This window comes from Pseudarthrobacter sp. HLT1-7 (assembly GCF_059383435.1).
In genome coordinates this window covers 1-14299 of record NZ_JBWZCH010000017.1, presented here as the reverse complement: position 1 = coordinate 14299, position 14299 = coordinate 1, and the positions used below count along the sequence as shown (strand labels likewise).

At 66.4% G+C, this 14299-nt stretch carries 15 protein-coding genes and 1 tRNA gene; 5 read left to right on the top strand and 11 right to left on the bottom strand.

Translation table 11 applies throughout. The features are described 5' to 3' along the window. Positions 1–14: 14 nt before the first annotated feature. Positions 15–1736, bottom strand: coding sequence for a dihydroxy-acid dehydratase (gene ilvD / locus AC50X6_RS15035; RefSeq protein WP_494966995.1), 1722 nt, complete (start codon positions 1734–1736; stop codon positions 15–17). 129 nt (positions 1737–1865) lie between these two features. Beyond that, positions 1866–2804, bottom strand: a complete 939-nt coding sequence (locus AC50X6_RS15030) for a LysR family transcriptional regulator (RefSeq protein WP_326965541.1) — start codon at positions 2802–2804, stop codon at positions 1866–1868. A gap of 117 nt (positions 2805–2921) precedes the next feature. Between AC50X6_RS15030 and AC50X6_RS15025 the strand changes: the two genes are divergently transcribed. The 3 genes from AC50X6_RS15025 to AC50X6_RS15015 all read left to right on the top strand — a co-directional run bounded on the left by AC50X6_RS15025 (position 2922) and on the right by AC50X6_RS15015 (position 5441). Further along, complete coding sequence (locus AC50X6_RS15025; RefSeq protein ID WP_494966994.1) at positions 2922–3983, top strand: sunset domain-containing protein; 1062 nt, start codon at positions 2922–2924, stop codon at positions 3981–3983. Between the two features lie 102 nt (positions 3984–4085). Beyond that, positions 4086–5249 (top strand): PQQ-dependent sugar dehydrogenase, encoded by a 1164-nt coding sequence (locus AC50X6_RS15020; protein ID WP_494967046.1) that lies wholly within the window; start codon positions 4086–4088, stop codon positions 5247–5249. A 116-nt stretch (positions 5250–5365) separates the two neighbouring features. Beyond that, positions 5366–5441: transfer RNA gene (locus tag AC50X6_RS15015), tRNA-Lys, on the top strand. A gap of 491 nt (positions 5442–5932) precedes the next feature. Here the strand turns inward: AC50X6_RS15015 and AC50X6_RS15010 are convergent. The 5 genes from AC50X6_RS15010 to AC50X6_RS14990 all read right to left on the bottom strand — a co-directional run bounded on the left by AC50X6_RS15010 (position 5933) and on the right by AC50X6_RS14990 (position 7691). Continuing rightward, entirely contained in the window at positions 5933–6112 is a 180-nt protein-coding gene (locus AC50X6_RS15010; RefSeq protein WP_494966993.1) for a hypothetical protein, read from the bottom strand. A gap of 37 nt (positions 6113–6149) precedes the next feature. Beyond that, entirely contained in the window at positions 6150–6278 is a 129-nt protein-coding gene (locus AC50X6_RS15005; protein WP_494966992.1) for a hypothetical protein, read from the bottom strand. 99 nt (positions 6279–6377) lie between these two features. After that, entirely contained in the window at positions 6378–6932 is a 555-nt protein-coding gene (locus tag AC50X6_RS15000; protein WP_494966991.1) for an RES family NAD+ phosphorylase, read from the bottom strand. Further along, positions 6932–7276 carry a hypothetical protein gene (locus AC50X6_RS14995; protein WP_326965546.1) on the bottom strand — a complete coding sequence of 115 codons (345 nt, stop codon included), beginning with the start codon at positions 7274–7276 and terminating at the stop codon, positions 6932–6934. Before AC50X6_RS14995 ends, AC50X6_RS15000 begins: the two co-directional genes overlap by 1 nt. A 166-nt stretch (positions 7277–7442) precedes the next feature. Further along, positions 7443–7691, bottom strand: coding sequence for a hypothetical protein (locus AC50X6_RS14990; RefSeq protein WP_494966990.1), 249 nt, complete (start codon positions 7689–7691; stop codon positions 7443–7445). 172 nt (positions 7692–7863) lie between these two features. On the opposite strand from AC50X6_RS14990, the gene AC50X6_RS14985 reads away from it, so the two are divergent. Then, positions 7864–8022, top strand: coding sequence for a hypothetical protein (locus tag AC50X6_RS14985; RefSeq protein WP_494966989.1), 159 nt, complete (start codon positions 7864–7866; stop codon positions 8020–8022). Between the two features lie 520 nt (positions 8023–8542). Here AC50X6_RS14985 and AC50X6_RS14980 read toward each other — a convergent pair. Then, positions 8543–9457, bottom strand: a complete 915-nt coding sequence (locus AC50X6_RS14980; protein WP_494967045.1) for an EamA family transporter — start codon at positions 9455–9457, stop codon at positions 8543–8545. A 64-nt stretch (positions 9458–9521) separates the two neighbouring features. On the opposite strand from AC50X6_RS14980, the gene AC50X6_RS14975 reads away from it, so the two are divergent. Then, positions 9522–10001: a MarR family winged helix-turn-helix transcriptional regulator gene (locus AC50X6_RS14975; RefSeq protein WP_494966988.1), complete on the top strand. Its 480-nt coding sequence runs from the start codon at positions 9522–9524 to the stop codon at positions 9999–10001. 548 nt (positions 10002–10549) lie between these two features. On the opposite strand, the gene AC50X6_RS14970 is transcribed toward AC50X6_RS14975, so the two are convergent. The 3 genes from AC50X6_RS14970 to AC50X6_RS14960 form a co-directional block, all read right to left on the bottom strand. Beyond that, positions 10550–10687 carry a hypothetical protein gene (locus tag AC50X6_RS14970; protein WP_494966987.1) on the bottom strand — a complete coding sequence of 46 codons (138 nt, stop codon included), beginning with the start codon at positions 10685–10687 and terminating at the stop codon, positions 10550–10552. A 365-nt stretch (positions 10688–11052) separates the two neighbouring features. Then, positions 11053–12420 (bottom strand): alpha/beta hydrolase family protein, encoded by a 1368-nt coding sequence (locus AC50X6_RS14965; protein WP_494966986.1) that lies wholly within the window; start codon positions 12418–12420, stop codon positions 11053–11055. 36 nt (positions 12421–12456) lie between these two features. Then, on the bottom strand, positions 12457–14127 hold the full coding sequence (locus AC50X6_RS14960) for a phosphodiester glycosidase family protein (RefSeq protein ID WP_494966985.1): 1671 nt from the start codon (positions 14125–14127) through the stop codon (positions 12457–12459). Positions 14128–14299: the final 172 nt, after the last annotated feature.

Below are 14299 nucleotides of genomic sequence, written 5' to 3'. Positions count from 1 at the left end.
CGCTAGCTGACCCGCTAGCCGCAGTAGGCGCCAGTGGAGGCGCTGTGGACCAGCTTGGCGTACTTGGCGAGCACACCCTTGGTGAACTTCGCCGGCAGGGGCTCCCAGCCTGCCTTGCGCCCCTCGAACTCCGCGTCGTCCACGAGCAGGTCGAAGGTGCGGGCGGCAATGTCCACGCGGATCCTGTCGCCGTCCCTGACGAAGGCGATGGGGCCGCCGTCGGCCGCTTCCGGGGCGACGTGGCCGATGCACAGTCCGGTGGTTCCGCCCGAGAAGCGGCCGTCAGTCAGCAGCAGGACATCCTTACCGAGACCGGCGCCCTTGATGGCACCGGTGATGGCGAGCATTTCGCGCATGCCCGGCCCGCCCTTGGGGCCTTCATAGCGGATGACAACGACGTCGCCGGCCTTGATCTGGCCGTTGGTGAGTGCATCCAGGGCGCCCTGTTCCCGCTCGAACACGCGGGCGGAACCCTCGAAGACGTCGGCGTCGAAGCCTGCGCTCTTCACGACGGCGCCTTCCGGCGCCATGGAACCGTGCAGGATGGTGATGCCGCCCGTCTTGTGGATCGGGTTGTCCATGGCGCGGAGCACCTTGCCATCGGGATCCGGCGGGTTGATCGCGGCGAGGTTCTCGGCCACCGTTTTGCCCGTGACGGTGAGGCAGTCGCCGTGGATCAGGCCGGCGTCGAGCAGTGCCTTCATAATGACCGGCACGCCGCCGATCTTGTCGACGTCGGTCATGACGTAACGGCCGAACGGCTTAAGGTCACCCAGGTGCGGGATCCTGTCGCCTATGCGGTTGAAGTCCTCCAGGCTCAGGTCCACTTCTGCTTCGCGGGCGATGGCCAGCAGGTGCAGCACGGCGTTGGTGGAGCCGCCGAAGGCCATGGTAACGGCGATGGCGTTCTCGAAGGCCTTCTTGGTCATGATGTCGCGGGCGGTGATGCCGAGCCGGAGCAGGTTCACCACGGCCTCGCCCGATTTGTGCGCAAAGACGTCGCGGCGGCGGTCAGCGGACGGCGGAGCGGCGGAGCCGGGGAGGGACATGCCCAGTGCTTCGCCGATGCAGGCCATGGTGTTGGCGGTGTACATCCCGCCGCAGGCACCCTCGCCCGGGCAAATGGCCCGTTCGATGCGGTCCAGGTCCCCGCGGCTCATCTTGCCGGCGGCGCAGGCGCCCACGGCTTCGAAGGCGTCGATCAGGGTGACTTCCTTTTCGGAGCCGTCCTCAAGCTTGACCCAGCCCGGCATGATGGAACCGGCATAGAGGAAGACCGAAGCCAGGTCCAGCCGGGCGGCTGCCATCAGCATGCCGGGCAGTGACTTGTCGCAGCCGGCCAGCAGCACCGAGCCGTCGATCCGCTCGGCCTGCATCACGGTTTCGACCGAATCGGCGATGACTTCGCGGGACACCAGGGAGAAGTGCATGCCCTCGTGGCCCATGGAGATGCCGTCGGAGACGGAGATGGTGCCGAATTGCATGGGGAAGCCGCCGGCGGCGAAGACGCCTTCCTTGGCGCCCTGGGCGAGCCGGTTCAGGGAGAGGTTGCAGGGCGTGATTTCGTTCCAGGAGCTGGCGACACCAATCTGCGGTTTGGCGAAGTCGTCATCCCCCATGCCGACAGCCCGGAGCATTCCGCGCGACGGTGCGGCGTGGATGCCATCGGTGACCACCCGGCTGCGGGGCTTGATGTCCGGTTTGGTGCCTGCTGCTGTTCGGGTGTCCTCACTCATGGCCTAAAGTCTAGGGCTCCGCCGTGGGCGGGGACGACCCCGAACGGACCATTAAGCGTAATAGCAGGAATATTTCGATCAAATAGTGGACTCTCGTCTCACCTGTTGGACTTGGCCGTTTGTTCCGGCTCAGTTCAGGTGGGCCGCGTCACGCAGCTCGGGGGCTTCGGCCACGGCCTGCGCCTCCGCTTTGAGCATAGTGAGGACCTGCTGGATGGTGGTCCGGGCCGCGACGTCGGGGCGTGCCAGGGCGACGATGCTGCGGCGGGCCTTGACCCCTGCGAGCGGCCGGAGGACGAAGCCCCTCCCCTGGTTTTTCAGCGCCGTGTAGCGGGGCAGCAGGCTGAGGCCATGCCCGGCACTGACCAGGGCCTCAAGGACCCGCAGGTCGGGGAAGAGCTGGGCGCGGACGGCCGGGGAATCGGCCTGCACCTCGATCTGGCGCAGCACGGTGTCGAAGGGGAAACCGTCGGGCACGCCCATCCAGGGGAAGCCGATGACGTCTTCCGCCCGCAGGGTAGCTTTGCCGGCGAGCACATGGCCCTCCGGCATGGCGACGTCGAGCGGCTCATCCAGCAGCGGGACCACCGTGAGACCCAACCGGGCAAACACTTCAGGGCCGTCCACGCTGTGGGCCAGGACTACGTCGTAGTCCGCAGTGAGGCCTGCGAAGCCCGCCACGTTCGGGTCTTCAAAGTGCGCCTCGAAACGGAGCCCGTCAATGGCCTTGACCCGGTGCAGGAGCCCCGGGAGGAACATTTCGGCGGCGCTGGGAAAGAAGGCCGCTTTGACGTGCGTCTGCCAGCCGAGCCGGTACGTGTCGATGGTGGCCTCCGCTCGCGCCATGGCGGTGGCCACCTCGGCGGCGGCTCCGGCCATCGCAAAACCGGCCTCGGTGAGCCGCACTCCCCGGCCGGATTTCTCCACCAGGACCACCCCGAGTTCCTCCTGCAGGGTCTTGAGCTGTTGTGAAACCGCGGAGGGCGTCACCTTCATGGCCTCGGCGGTGGCGCCGACCGTGCCGCGGTCCGCCAACTCCCGGAGTATCCGCAGTCGCTTGAAATCCATGATGTGAGGCTACAGGGCACGTCCGTCACTGCTGGACAGCCGGCGCGGCCCAGACGTACCGTCGAGCAACGGCAACCTTGCCTTATGGAACTGCCCTCTGGACAGAAAGGCCTTGCTATGGACTGGATTATCTGGCTCGTCGTCATCGTGGCGATTGTCGCCGTCGTCTGGTGGCTGCTGAACCGCAACAACTCCCGCGGCGGCAGCGACTCAACGGCCGGAGGCGGCACAACCGCTTCCGCGCAAGCCTCCAAACCCGCTTCGATGCCTGATACCGGACACGGCGGCGCCCTCTCCGGTGGTGGTGCCGCGGCGTCCGCAACCGCAGCCGCCACCACCGGGATACCCACGGCTGCCGGCTTCAGCCAGGCCGAACCCGAGCCGCCCACCACGGCAGAAGACACGGCGGCGGCAGAGCCGCCAGCGGACGAGCCGTATCCGGACCCGGCAGCGGCCGCTCCGAGGGTTCCGGGTGCGGGCGAGCCCCCGGCACCGGCGAGCACCGAGTGGGAAACCCAATGGTCGGAGACACCAGCGGCCGAGCCGCAGGCGGCGGTCCGCCATGAGCCGGTTCACGGCGGATCCACGGCACACGTCGGCACTGTGACGGAAGGGGCCGCGGCTGCCGGGCCGCAGGCGGAAGAGCCGACGGCGGCTGCCGGGCTAACGGCGGCGGCCGTCCCGGTGCATCACCCCGAGTACACCGAGCCCCATGCGCCCACGTTGCCCGGCGCGGAGTCAGCCGCGGCCGAGGCTGCCTTTGCGCCGGATGCAGAGGCGGAACCGGCTGCGGCACCAGCCGCCGGGCCGGCAGGGCCGGCGGCAGCAGAGGCGGCACCCCTTGCCGTGGCCGAAACCCGGCAGATGGCGGCGTCCTCCGCAGCCGCCGAAACTGCTGCGAGCCACACCGCCGAGCCGGCCGGCCATCCCGACCCGAGCCACACCGCCGAACCGGCCGGCCATCTCGCCCTGGACCAGCCCTACGGCGACGGATCGGCGTCACCCGCGGCCGACGGCAGCGGCCCCGAAGGGTTCACCGTCAAAGGCAACGCCTCCTCGATGATCTACCACGAAGACACCAGCCCCGCTTTCGAGGAAACCACCGCCGAGGTCTGGTTCCTGTCTCCGGCCCATGCCGAAGCCGCCGGCTTCCGGCCACCCCGCCGGTCACGGCAGTAGTCGTCGGCACGGCTGACGGCCGCAGAGAAGAGCCGCACCGCAATGGGAGCGCGGATGACGACAAGGACGGGGCGCAGGCCATCAGCTGCGCCCCGGACTGCGATGCGGGCCGGCGTCCGTGCCCTGGTGATGGCCGCCGCCTCGATTCTGCTGGCGGCCTGCACTGGCAGCGGCACGCCCCCGGCTCTCCCGGCAGGCAGCGGCGGCCCGGCGGCCAGCAGCCCCGCATCGGATGTCCCGCAGAATACGGCCCCGCCGACGGTAGCCGGCCGGATCGATGCGGAGTTGCGTGTGCCGTGGTCGACGGTTTTCCTGCCCGACGGCACCGCCATCATTTCCGAACGCGACAGCGCGCTGCTCCGGTCCATCAGCAGCGGACCGGGCGGCGGCTCTGTGAGCGGCGGCTCGACGGGCGGCGTCCCGGTGAGCGGCGGGCGGGCCGGCATCGTCGGCCGGGTGCCCGACGTCGTGCCCGGCGGCGAAGGCGGACTGCTGGGGCTGGCGCTCTCCCCGGATTTCGCGTCGGACCGGTACCTGTACGCCTATTTCACGGCGGCGGCTGACAACAGAGTCGCCCGAATGCGCCTCGAGGACGGCGGCGGGCAGTTGCGGCTGGGGCCGGCGGAGGTCATTTTTGCCGGAATCCCGAAGGCATCCACGCACAACGGCGGACGGATCCGGTTCGGGCCGGACGGGTACCTGTACGTCGGCACGGGCGATTCGCAGCGCCGCGAACAGCCACAGAACTCGGGTGCCCTGGGCGGCAAGATCCTGCGCCTCACGCCCGAGGGCCGTCCCGCTCCGGGAAATCCGTTCGGGGACAACCCGGTGTACAGCCTCGGCCACCGCAACGTCCAGGGGCTCGCGTGGGACAGTGCCGGCCGGCTGTGGGCCAGCGAATTCGGTCCCGACGTGAACGACGAGTTGAATCTGATTGTGCCCGGCGGCAACTACGGCTGGCCGGACGTGACCGGCGCCCCGCACCGCAGCGGCTTCCTTGACGCGAAGCTCGTGTGGCCGTCGACGGCGGAGTCCTCCCCAAGCGGACTCGAAATAGTCGGCGATACGGCCTACCTGGGCGCCCTCCGCGGCCAGCGGATCTGGGCAGTCCCCCTCGGCGGGGAATTTGCGGGCGAAGCTGTGAGCTATTTCACCCGCCAGTACGGCAGGATCCGGAACGTTTCAGTGTCACCCGACGGCCGCCTCTGGGTGCTCACCAACAACCAAAACCCTGATTTTGTGCTGGTTCTGAACCTCCCCGGGTAGGCACCACTACCCCTGCCAACGTCGATTTCACACGACATCGAATCTCGTGTAGAGTTTCATGTCGTTGCGGAGAACAACCAGGGAAACGAAAAGCCCCGGTGAACGAAACAACAGAGGCACCTCTAGCTCAATTGGCAGAGCAATTGACTCTTAATCAATGGGTTCCGGGTTCGAGTCCCGGGGGGTGCACCAACTGAGAAAACCCCGTTTTTACTGGCCTTAGGCCATGAAGGCGGGGTTTTGTTTTGCCTGCCAATCCTACGAAGGGCTATTTACGGGCTACTTATTCCGACCGCACCGGCTGAGGTGCTTGGGTCGAAGAACCGCAAATCTGGCCCGGACCGACCTGCGAATGTCCGTTAGTTTCCGACTCAACGCCCTCCCGCAACATTGCTGTCGCGCTCGTTGACCAGCTGACTGTGACAGCGCAGGCAGCGTACCTAGCCATCCTGCGGGGCGTGCTCAAGACGCCCGCATGCCGAGACCGGGTCGGCGACGAATTGCCCGAACTTTTCTATATTTCACAGACTTCCGGGGGCGGTGCCTCGCTGCCGGCGCCATCGTTAGTCACGGCTTCAACCCGCCAAGCACAGCGGGCGGATGACGCGCCGCCGGTCGTCTCATGAACTCTAGTTTTGGCACGGCATACTCGAACCGCCGGTGAAGCAGAGTGGTTCGCCAGCCTACTTGGAGACAGCCACCTTGTACTTCGTGTTGCCGAACAGTTCCATGAAGGCTTCTGCGGCCCGGAGGTCGTAGGCGTCCACCGCGGTGTCGATCGGGTTCATCAGGAGGGCCACGATGGAGACGGAGTCGTTGAGCTTCGTGTCGCCGACGTAGCGTTCCTGCACGACGCGGAGCATGCCCTTCATCGTGGACGGGGCGGAGGTGCCCGGAGGTCTAGGACTCCATGGTGGCCGTCTTGCCCTGGCCGGGCTCACCGATAACACCGGTCGGGACGTTGGCCTGGACGCCAGCGGCAAGTGCGCGCTGGAACGGGGAGCCGGGGAATTCGTGGATCGAGGCCATGATGTTCTCCTAAGAGGTAGATGGGCGGTTGCCCGTTTGCTTACCGCTCATGTGTGCGAAGTCAGGAAACCCTCTCACCGGCCCTCGGGTCTTGCCGGGTCAGCTGATCACCCGTCGGATCAGGGCCGCCGCGTCCTGCACTGCAGGGTGGCTGAGGGTGAGCGCCTCCGGGGCACCGGCCACACTGAGCCCTGAAACGTCCCACACTCCGTAGCTTGCCCAGCGCGGCTCGTAGAAGGAGCACCAGGACAGGCCGGCGTAGTCGCCGGTGTCGTACATGGACCGCGCCCACTGCTGGGTGGAGGCCCGGTCTTTGGAGACAACGCTGCTGGGCCGCAGCGACCAGTCCTGCAGCGCCTGCGGATCATCAAGATCCAGGATGGACGGGTCCCCCTCGTACTTCACAAGGGCTTTTACCGTCCCGGCAGGCGTCCCCGGCGACGGATCCAGGACTTCCGGCTTCCAGACCGAGTAGTCGCCGAGGGCTTCAGCAATGGCACCCTCCGGAGAATCGCCGACATAGAGCACCAGATAGTCCCGGTCAGGGTCATCGACCCGCCCGGAACCCTGTCTGGGCCAGATGTAGAGGGGATGCCCGTTCGCGGAGGTGTCAGCGGCCGCCGGGTGATAGTTCAGCACGCGCCAGAATTCCACTAGGCGAAGGCTCCCTGCTCGTGGGCGCGGATCGCCTCGATCACCGGTGCTGCACCTTCGAGCCGGTAGACATCGATGGGCCGGGCACCGAGGTGGGAGTTGTGGCCCTCCAGCCACAAGATGGCTTGGGCCGGGGTGAATGCGCTGTGGAGATGGCCCACCAGGGCGTCCAGGTCGGCCAGCTGGGCACGGTTCTCATCGTTCGGTGCATCTTTGCCGGACGCCCACCGGCTCGGACGATCCTTGTTGACGCCCAGGAGTGCGGCAACGGTGTTGTTCCCGAGGGCGTTGACGAGTCGCTGCGTCATGGCGCCCGGTCCGTAGTCCGGAGCGTCCTTTTTCAAACCGCCCAGGTTAATTGTGATCGTCTCTACCGGCGCCTTCGCGCGCGCTTTGGAACTCGCCGGCCGGCGCGTGTGCACCTGGGCCAGGCCTTTGGGAATCAGCCCGACCCCGTTCCGGACCTTGACTGTAAACTCCCGGCCGCCGCTTTTCAGGATGACCGTCTGTTCAGTGGTAGTCCTTTTCGTCTCCATGAACCAACACTATCTGTTGGGCACCGAAGTCGGAAGAGATGCGGCCTAGCGGTGCACGGTCCAGGTGTCGGAGCGCCACGTTGTAGACCACATCGACCCACGCAGGCGGGAAGCAGTCGGTCAGGTCCTCTCCCGCGGCCAGGCCCCCTGGCCACGCCGCCGCTGAATCGGTCGTTGATAGGTTTGCGGCGGGAAACGGTTCCGCCAGCGGGTTCGCGTCCATGAATCGAGCCTATGTGCCGCCGCCGGCCGGACGCCGGGCAGCTTACCCGGGCCCAGGCCGCGGTGCACCCGCGCCGTCGAAGGCCCCGGCCGCCGTCGTGCAGGCCATACAGCCAGGTAACCCGTCCAGGGGGTAGAGTCGGCTCAAATCATCCGAAGGGGAATGGGAACCGATGAGACTCGAAGGATGGCACGTCATGGTGCTCCTGGCGATTATGGTGATGGTGATGGTCGTCATCGTCGTCATCGTCGCAACGCTCATCGTCCGCCGGACGCTGCGCTGGGCCCGGCGGAACGACAGCGGAAGCGGTTCGGGACCAGCATCGCCGTAGTGGGCAATGCATAGAGACTTGCTCGGCACCCTGGACGCCGTCGATCAGGAGCTCGCCAACGTTGCCGGGTACTGACCATCAGACGCCCGGACCCGACGCCTGGGGCGGGCACGGAGCCGCGCGGGACCTGCTGGTGCTGCACGCCCTGCGGATCGGCCCGAAGATCCGCGGCAACGCGGATGATGACCACAATCTCCAGGGCGAAAGCCTCGATCTTCGTCGCTCAGGAAGGCCACCCACGGGGAGAGTCCATGGACTCTGTCAGCGAGGGGAACGTGGGGCTTTACCCGGCGAGGCCGTCACCAGATGCGCGGCAGGTTCCATGCACTCATGCTCCCGATCGAACTCGCTGGTCGTTAGAAGCGTGAGCCGCTCCCCGTCCCGGCGGGTGATCGTGATAAGGCCCTCCTCGTCCGCCTTGAACACGTTTGCCGGATTCCGGGACAGCTCCGTGGACTGAACGGTGCGGGAGATCGTCAACTATGGGCCAGTTCATTCGTCAGCGGCAGCTGCGGGATATTCAACTTCGGATATACGGGAACCGGCGCCGTCCGGTTGCGGTGGCCCGGAGCGCGGATGGCTCGGGCCGGTTCTTTCCCGTCCCGAAGCTTGCCCCGGTGGTGATGAGCGTGGCGAGGATGATGGCTGCTCCGGCGAGCTGCCCGGGGGTAAGGGTTTCATGGAGGACGATCCATCCGCACAGTGTCGCGACCAACGGGCTGAGGAGGCCGAGGAATGCCGTGGTGGATGCCGGCATGAGATGGATCCCGCGGAACCAGAGCGTGTAGGCGACAGCCGTGCCGATGATGCCCAGGTACAGGTAGCCGGAGACGTTCGCAGCGGTGAAGGATTCCGGTGGCGGCCCTTCGATGATCAGAGCCAGGGGTGTCAGGACGATGCCACCGCCGATGAGCTGCCATGACGTGGTGGTTAGGAGAGTGCCGGGCCGTCCCCATTTCTTGCTCAACACCACACCGGCAGCCATCGCCAGCGCACCGCCCAGTGCAGCGGCAACTCCTACGGTGTCCAGCCGCGCCTGAGCCTGCAGGACCAGGAGAGCGACCCCCGCCACTCCGACAAGGCCCAGGACAATTTTCTTCGTCGTGAGTTTTTCGCCGATCCACCGGGAGGCGAATACTGTCACGAGCAGTGGCTGCACGGCACCGATCGTGGCCGCCACCCCACCCGGCAGCCGGTACGCCGCAATAAACAGCAACGCAAAGAAGACCCCGATGTTCAAGGCACCCAATAGCAGCGCCTTCCACCACCAGCTCCCCCGGGGCAGTCGCCGGACCATCACAAGCAGCACCAGTCCAGCAGGGAGCGAACGCAGCACTGCTGCCAGGAGGGGCCGGCCAGGAGGCAGTAGCTCCGCGGTCACTATATACGTCGTCCCCCACACACAGGGCGCGAGAGCGGTCACAAGAAGGACCATCCATTTATTGCTAAGCACTTAGCTAAGATAGCTCAGCACTTAGCTAATTGCTAGTGTGGATCCTATGACCGATCAGGTGGATTTGATCCTCGAACAATGGGACCGAGAACGGCCGGATCTCGATGTGTCCCCCATGGCAGTCGTGGGGCGCCTGTCCCGCGTTGCCCGGCGTTTCGAGGAGCGCCTGGCACACACCTTCGCCGAACACGGTCTGGACGCGGCCGGTTTCGATGTCCTGGCGACGTTGCGCCGCACGGGAACCCCGTTTGTCCTGACACCGAAAGACCTGGCCGCGAGTTCAATGGTTACCTCGAGTGCCACCGCCCAGCGGCTGAACAGGCTGGAAAGCCAGGGCCTCGTCTCCCGCACCCCCAGCACCGTCGACGGGCGGGGAAAACAAGTCCTGCTCACCGACCGCGGCAAGGACATCGTCGACGGCGCCCTGTCCGCCCACGTGCAAACGGAACACGAACTGCTGCAAGGCCTTGACAGCACGGAACGTCAGATTCTTGCATCACTTTTGACCAAACTCGACAACAGCTGAGGGGACCTCACGGCAGCACTCATTTGCTCGCAGCAGGACCGGCGCGTCAACCGGATGACCAGGCGGTTCGCAGTCTAGGCCGTGCTCGTCTCCCGTTGGCCGAACCTTGATGCCGCACCCCGAGTTTTGTAAAGAAACCCGGTACGGGCGCCGCCAATGGCCTGACCTGCTGCTGTGAGAGCCAGCGGAAGTTCGGCTGGGTTGCCCAGTAGGCACGCTGGGAGACTGACCGGGAGGGTCTGTGCGGCAGAAATGAGTGAATCTGCTGTTGGTCCCCGGACCTTGGTGCCTATTCTGCTGCGGATACCGCTACTGCAGTGGACGTATCCGGATGAGGGTCGCAGTCTCCACAAAACAGATCTTCCGCAATGTCACCGCAACACTGACAGCGATGATCCAAGGCCGCGGCTTCAACGATGTAGGTGGTCATAAGCCTATGTTCCTCTGACGGCCGCCGCTTCGAACACCGTAGCCGCTACTCGTTTCCAGCGCACGACTACTCGCCAGCCTGCCGTCCGGAGGCGTTGGGCCCGGGATGCGCCAAGGTCTCAGGACACGCGCCGGACTGCCACCAACTGGAACTGGATCGGTAGCGGCAGCCGGACCGGGCGGACTCCGACGGGTTCCTCGAGCAGTTCGTTAATCGAGGTCTGCCCTTTCAGTTCCGCCAGCGGGTTCGCGTCCATGAATCGAGCCTATGTGCCGCCGTCGGCCGGGCAGGTGAGGGACACGGACTCGATGAGGGTGCCGCCGCCGTCGAACCGGAAAGACTCCGGGGGCCGTCACCGTCAGGGACCGGCAGATACAACGTCCCCTAATTCCACTTTGACGGGGCACCCAACGGCTTCGGAATATTTGCACTCCAGTGTTGTGACGTCGGATGTGGCCCTGGCGGACTCCAGGGCAAGACGACGACTTGACCCATCTGGCGATACCGACACGATGTTGACGGCAGGCCGCCCCGTTGGCCTGAGGCCTTAACGCCGGTTGTTGGTGTGCTGCAGGCGGTCAGGAAGTTATTGAATGCCGGTGCAGTCAATTAACTGCGCACTCAATACACGGTGCACTCGACCTCGGGAAATCGGGTGTTGTCTGGCAGCGGAACCCCGATGCCCCGCAAGGTCGCGTCGAAGAAGGCGAGCGTGAATGCGTTGACGATCGTGCGGGCTCGCCGTACGCCGATCGATCCCGATGGGCCCATTCTGGCGAGGAGCGGCGCCCATGAGGGGGCGTCGGTGAAGTCGATGTGTGACATTCCCGAGATCGCGATGTGGAACCCGGTGCCCTGCGGCTGTTTCGCCAGCGTCTGCGCTGTGCTGGTGATCGTCTCTTCGATGACGTCGTCGTCCCACCCGCCCGAGCGTCGGTGCTCCCGCCGCATATCGGCGACCGGACGGGTCAACCACATGGCAGGCGCGCGCAGCCCGGAGGCGACCACGCTCGCGGGCATCGCTGCGTCGTACATCAGACACGCGCCGATGCGCTCGTTCCGCCGGCACGCCTCGGCCGCGATCTTCCCCCCGAGCGAGATTCCGAACACGCCGACGCGTCGCAGGTCGACGTTGAGCGCCACCTCGTCCTGTCCGGCCCCGTGCAGGTCATCGAGTCTCGCGAGCACGAGATCGACATCCGCAGCCAAGTGCGCGATGACCACGCCGGGATCGTGGCGGGCATACAGTCGCGTGCGCGGAAGCATCGGGATGCGACGGCCGCCTGACGTGGCGGCCGTGCTGGCCGAGATATACGGCTGGTCGATACCGACGACGACGTAGCCGTGTGAGGCGAGTTCCTCGACCTGCACCGTGTTGGAAGTGCGAAAGCCACCAAGGCCCGACAGGTACACAACCACCGGGTATGGGGTCTCTTCGGGCGCGATACTGGCATCGAGGATCGCGTTTGTGGCTGTGTGGCCGAGATGCCCGAGCAGACACGCGGGCAGGGCAGTCCGACCGCCCGTCACGTCTTTGAGCGCCGAGAGCAGGGAGCTGAAGACGGCGCCCGCATCTTCTATGTACCGGGACCGCGGCCCCGACGTGGCACGAGAGGGATACCAGATCTGCGCAACAATCTCGCGGATCTCATCCGGGTCCTCGGAGAGAATCTCGGGACGGTCCGGGTCGCTCCATCGATGGACAACCGTGCCGACGCCGTACGGTCCTGTGGGGCGCGGAAACCGTACCGGCGGGACGAGCCCCCGGACGACGACGATCACGCCCGCCACGAAGACAAGGGCCACCGTAGCGGCACTGGCTCCGGGCGTGGGCAGCGCCAGCAGCGAAGCCAGGAGGGCGACCAGCGGGACGTAGCGGAGATGGAGATTCCCTCGCAGCGCAGGGACCAGCACACACGCGGCACTCACCGCGATCCCCGCGGCAGCAGCCACTGGCAGCGCAGCGCCCAGGAAACTTGTCAGTTGCATTTGTAGGATCCGTGGCGAGCGGGACGGGCGGTCACGTCAGTCCCTGCGGCGCGGGAGGACCAGCAGCGCGTCGCCCACCGGACGCTGACCTGCCGCATCGGAGGGCGCGTTGACCACCTGGCCGTCTGCGACCATGGTGGTGGAGCCTCCGCCGTCGAGGTTGATGGCGTCCACCATCCCCAGTGACCGGGCGACGTCTGCTGCTTCTTTGATGCTCAGCCCTAGCGATGTGGTTTGACGTCCGTCGGCAGTGACCAGGAGGGTGCGCCCCCGGGCGTCGACGCCAGCGATGGTCCGGGGGTTGCGTTTGTGGACCCAGCCGTAATAGAAGCTGTTGCTGTCGCCGGAATGGACCATGCCGTCGCGTCGGGCCGTGATGTTCTCGGCGCCGCCGGACACGAGCATCGGCCCGCCGTTGACGACGGATGTGTCCCCACCCGTCTTCTCTGCCTTGCCGGCTTCATTGGTCAGGTGGGACTCGACATCGAGGCGTTTGCCGAGGGTTGCCACGTCCTTGAGCTTCGCCGCGTCCGCTCCGGTGGCCTGCACGGTCCTGCCGCCGGCCGGTACGGCTGTACCCCGGGCGGCGTTGATGGCTGTCACCGCGCCGTGTTGATCCAGGAGAACTTCCAGTCCTGGACCGGACGGCGTGGCGGGACCGAACTCGCCGCTAAAGGCGACGGTCTCGTCAGGGTCCGTGCAGGTGGCGTCATGGCGCGGCAGATTGGTGGGGAGATCACCGGTACCTCCGCAGTTGCGGATCAGCCCCGGTACCCGGTTGAGGCCGTCAAGGGTCACAGACGTGCCGTGGCCAGGCGACGAGATACGTCCGGTCCATGTCAGCCGCTTGATTGAAGATTCGTTCTTCCTGCCATTGATGACGAGAGATGGCCGGTCGCCGACCGGTTCGCTGAGCAGTTTGCCATCGACGACGGCGGTCCCGGCCGGGTCGCCCGGCGCCCCGGCCTTCGGGTCCAGGACGAAGTATCCGCCGTTCACCGCCGCCAGGGCATCTTCGGCCGTCGCGAGCTCGCTTGTGGTTTCCCGGTCCTGCAGGTCCGGGCCAAAGCCTGAGGTGAGTTCTCCCCGGAACAGCTTCGGATCGAGGGTGAGGACTTCGAGCTTCCATTGACCGCGGGTTGTGCCTGTGGTCCCGGCGTCGCCGTCCCAGCCGGTGTACACGGCGGAGGCGTTATAGCCTGCTGCCCTGGTCTGGCTGATCGTGGCTGTGCCGTCGGCCTTGGATTGAAATGCTCCGGCCCGGACGCGGTAGCCAAGGTCTCCGCCGGCGTCGGCGAGTTGAGGGGACTGGACGTGCTCAACCCGGACCTGGACTCCGGCGGCCCGGAGTTTGAGCGCTACCGCCTGGGCCGTTGCTTCATCGGACAGCGCAGAGGCCGGGGCGCCAGGATCGGCAGATGTGGACGGGATGGCCACTTCGGCGGTCCAGAACAGGGAAGCATCCGGAGCGCCGCGGGTGATGGAGGTCCGTGTCAGTCCAGGGGCCAACGTGGTGACGGTGCGCGTCTCGGGAAGATCCGGGGCGCCAAGCTCCAGCTTCCGGCCGTCCTGCTGTCCGTCCTGCTGGGATGCCGGCGCTGCGGCGCCTGCAAAGGACACGCCTGCCGGGGTAAGAAAGGCGGCAGGGAGTCCCAGGGCAACGGCGGCGATCGCAGCCCTGCCCCATCGTAAAGAGGGAGTTGTCATGGTTTGAAACTACCCTCCCCGGCACCGGCCCCGGCCACGCACGCGCCCCAATTCGGAAGGCCTTTGCCGACTGTTCACACGGCGTTTCACGGCCCGAACGGGCAGCCAAGCTACGGGCTCGGCGTAGCCGTTCACTGCTGTTTACCGGCCCTCCCCCCCCCCCCCCCCCCCC

Coding starts and splice junctions, on each gene's coding strand:
- ilvD (WP_494966995.1), bottom strand. CDS start 1,736: ATGAGTGAGGACACCCGAACAGCAGCAGGCACCAAACCGGACATCAAG.
- AC50X6_RS15030 (WP_326965541.1), bottom strand. CDS start 2,804: ATGGATTTCAAGCGACTGCGGATACTCCGGGAGTTGGCGGACCGCGGC.
- AC50X6_RS15025 (WP_494966994.1), top strand. CDS start 2,922: ATGGACTGGATTATCTGGCTCGTCGTCATCGTGGCGATTGTCGCCGTC.
- AC50X6_RS15020 (WP_494967046.1), top strand. CDS start 4,086: ATGCGGGCCGGCGTCCGTGCCCTGGTGATGGCCGCCGCCTCGATTCTG.
- AC50X6_RS15010 (WP_494966993.1), bottom strand. CDS start 6,112: ATGCTCCGCGTCGTGCAGGAACGCTACGTCGGCGACACGAAGCTCAAC.
- AC50X6_RS15005 (WP_494966992.1), bottom strand. CDS start 6,278: ATGGCCTCGATCCACGAATTCCCCGGCTCCCCGTTCCAGCGCGCACTT.
- AC50X6_RS14990 (WP_494966990.1), bottom strand. CDS start 7,691: ATGGACGCGAACCCGCTGGCGGAACCGTTTCCCGCCGCAAACCTATCA.
- AC50X6_RS14985 (WP_494966989.1), top strand. CDS start 7,864: ATGAGACTCGAAGGATGGCACGTCATGGTGCTCCTGGCGATTATGGTG.
- AC50X6_RS14980 (WP_494967045.1), bottom strand. CDS start 9,457: ATGGTCCTTCTTGTGACCGCTCTCGCGCCCTGTGTGTGGGGGACGACG.
- AC50X6_RS14975 (WP_494966988.1), top strand. CDS start 9,522: ATGACCGATCAGGTGGATTTGATCCTCGAACAATGGGACCGAGAACGG.
- AC50X6_RS14970 (WP_494966987.1), bottom strand. CDS start 10,687: ATGGACGCGAACCCGCTGGCGGAACTGAAAGGGCAGACCTCGATTAAC.
- AC50X6_RS14965 (WP_494966986.1), bottom strand. CDS start 12,420: ATGCAACTGACAAGTTTCCTGGGCGCTGCGCTGCCAGTGGCTGCTGCC.
- AC50X6_RS14960 (WP_494966985.1), bottom strand. CDS start 14,127: ATGACAACTCCCTCTTTACGATGGGGCAGGGCTGCGATCGCCGCCGTT.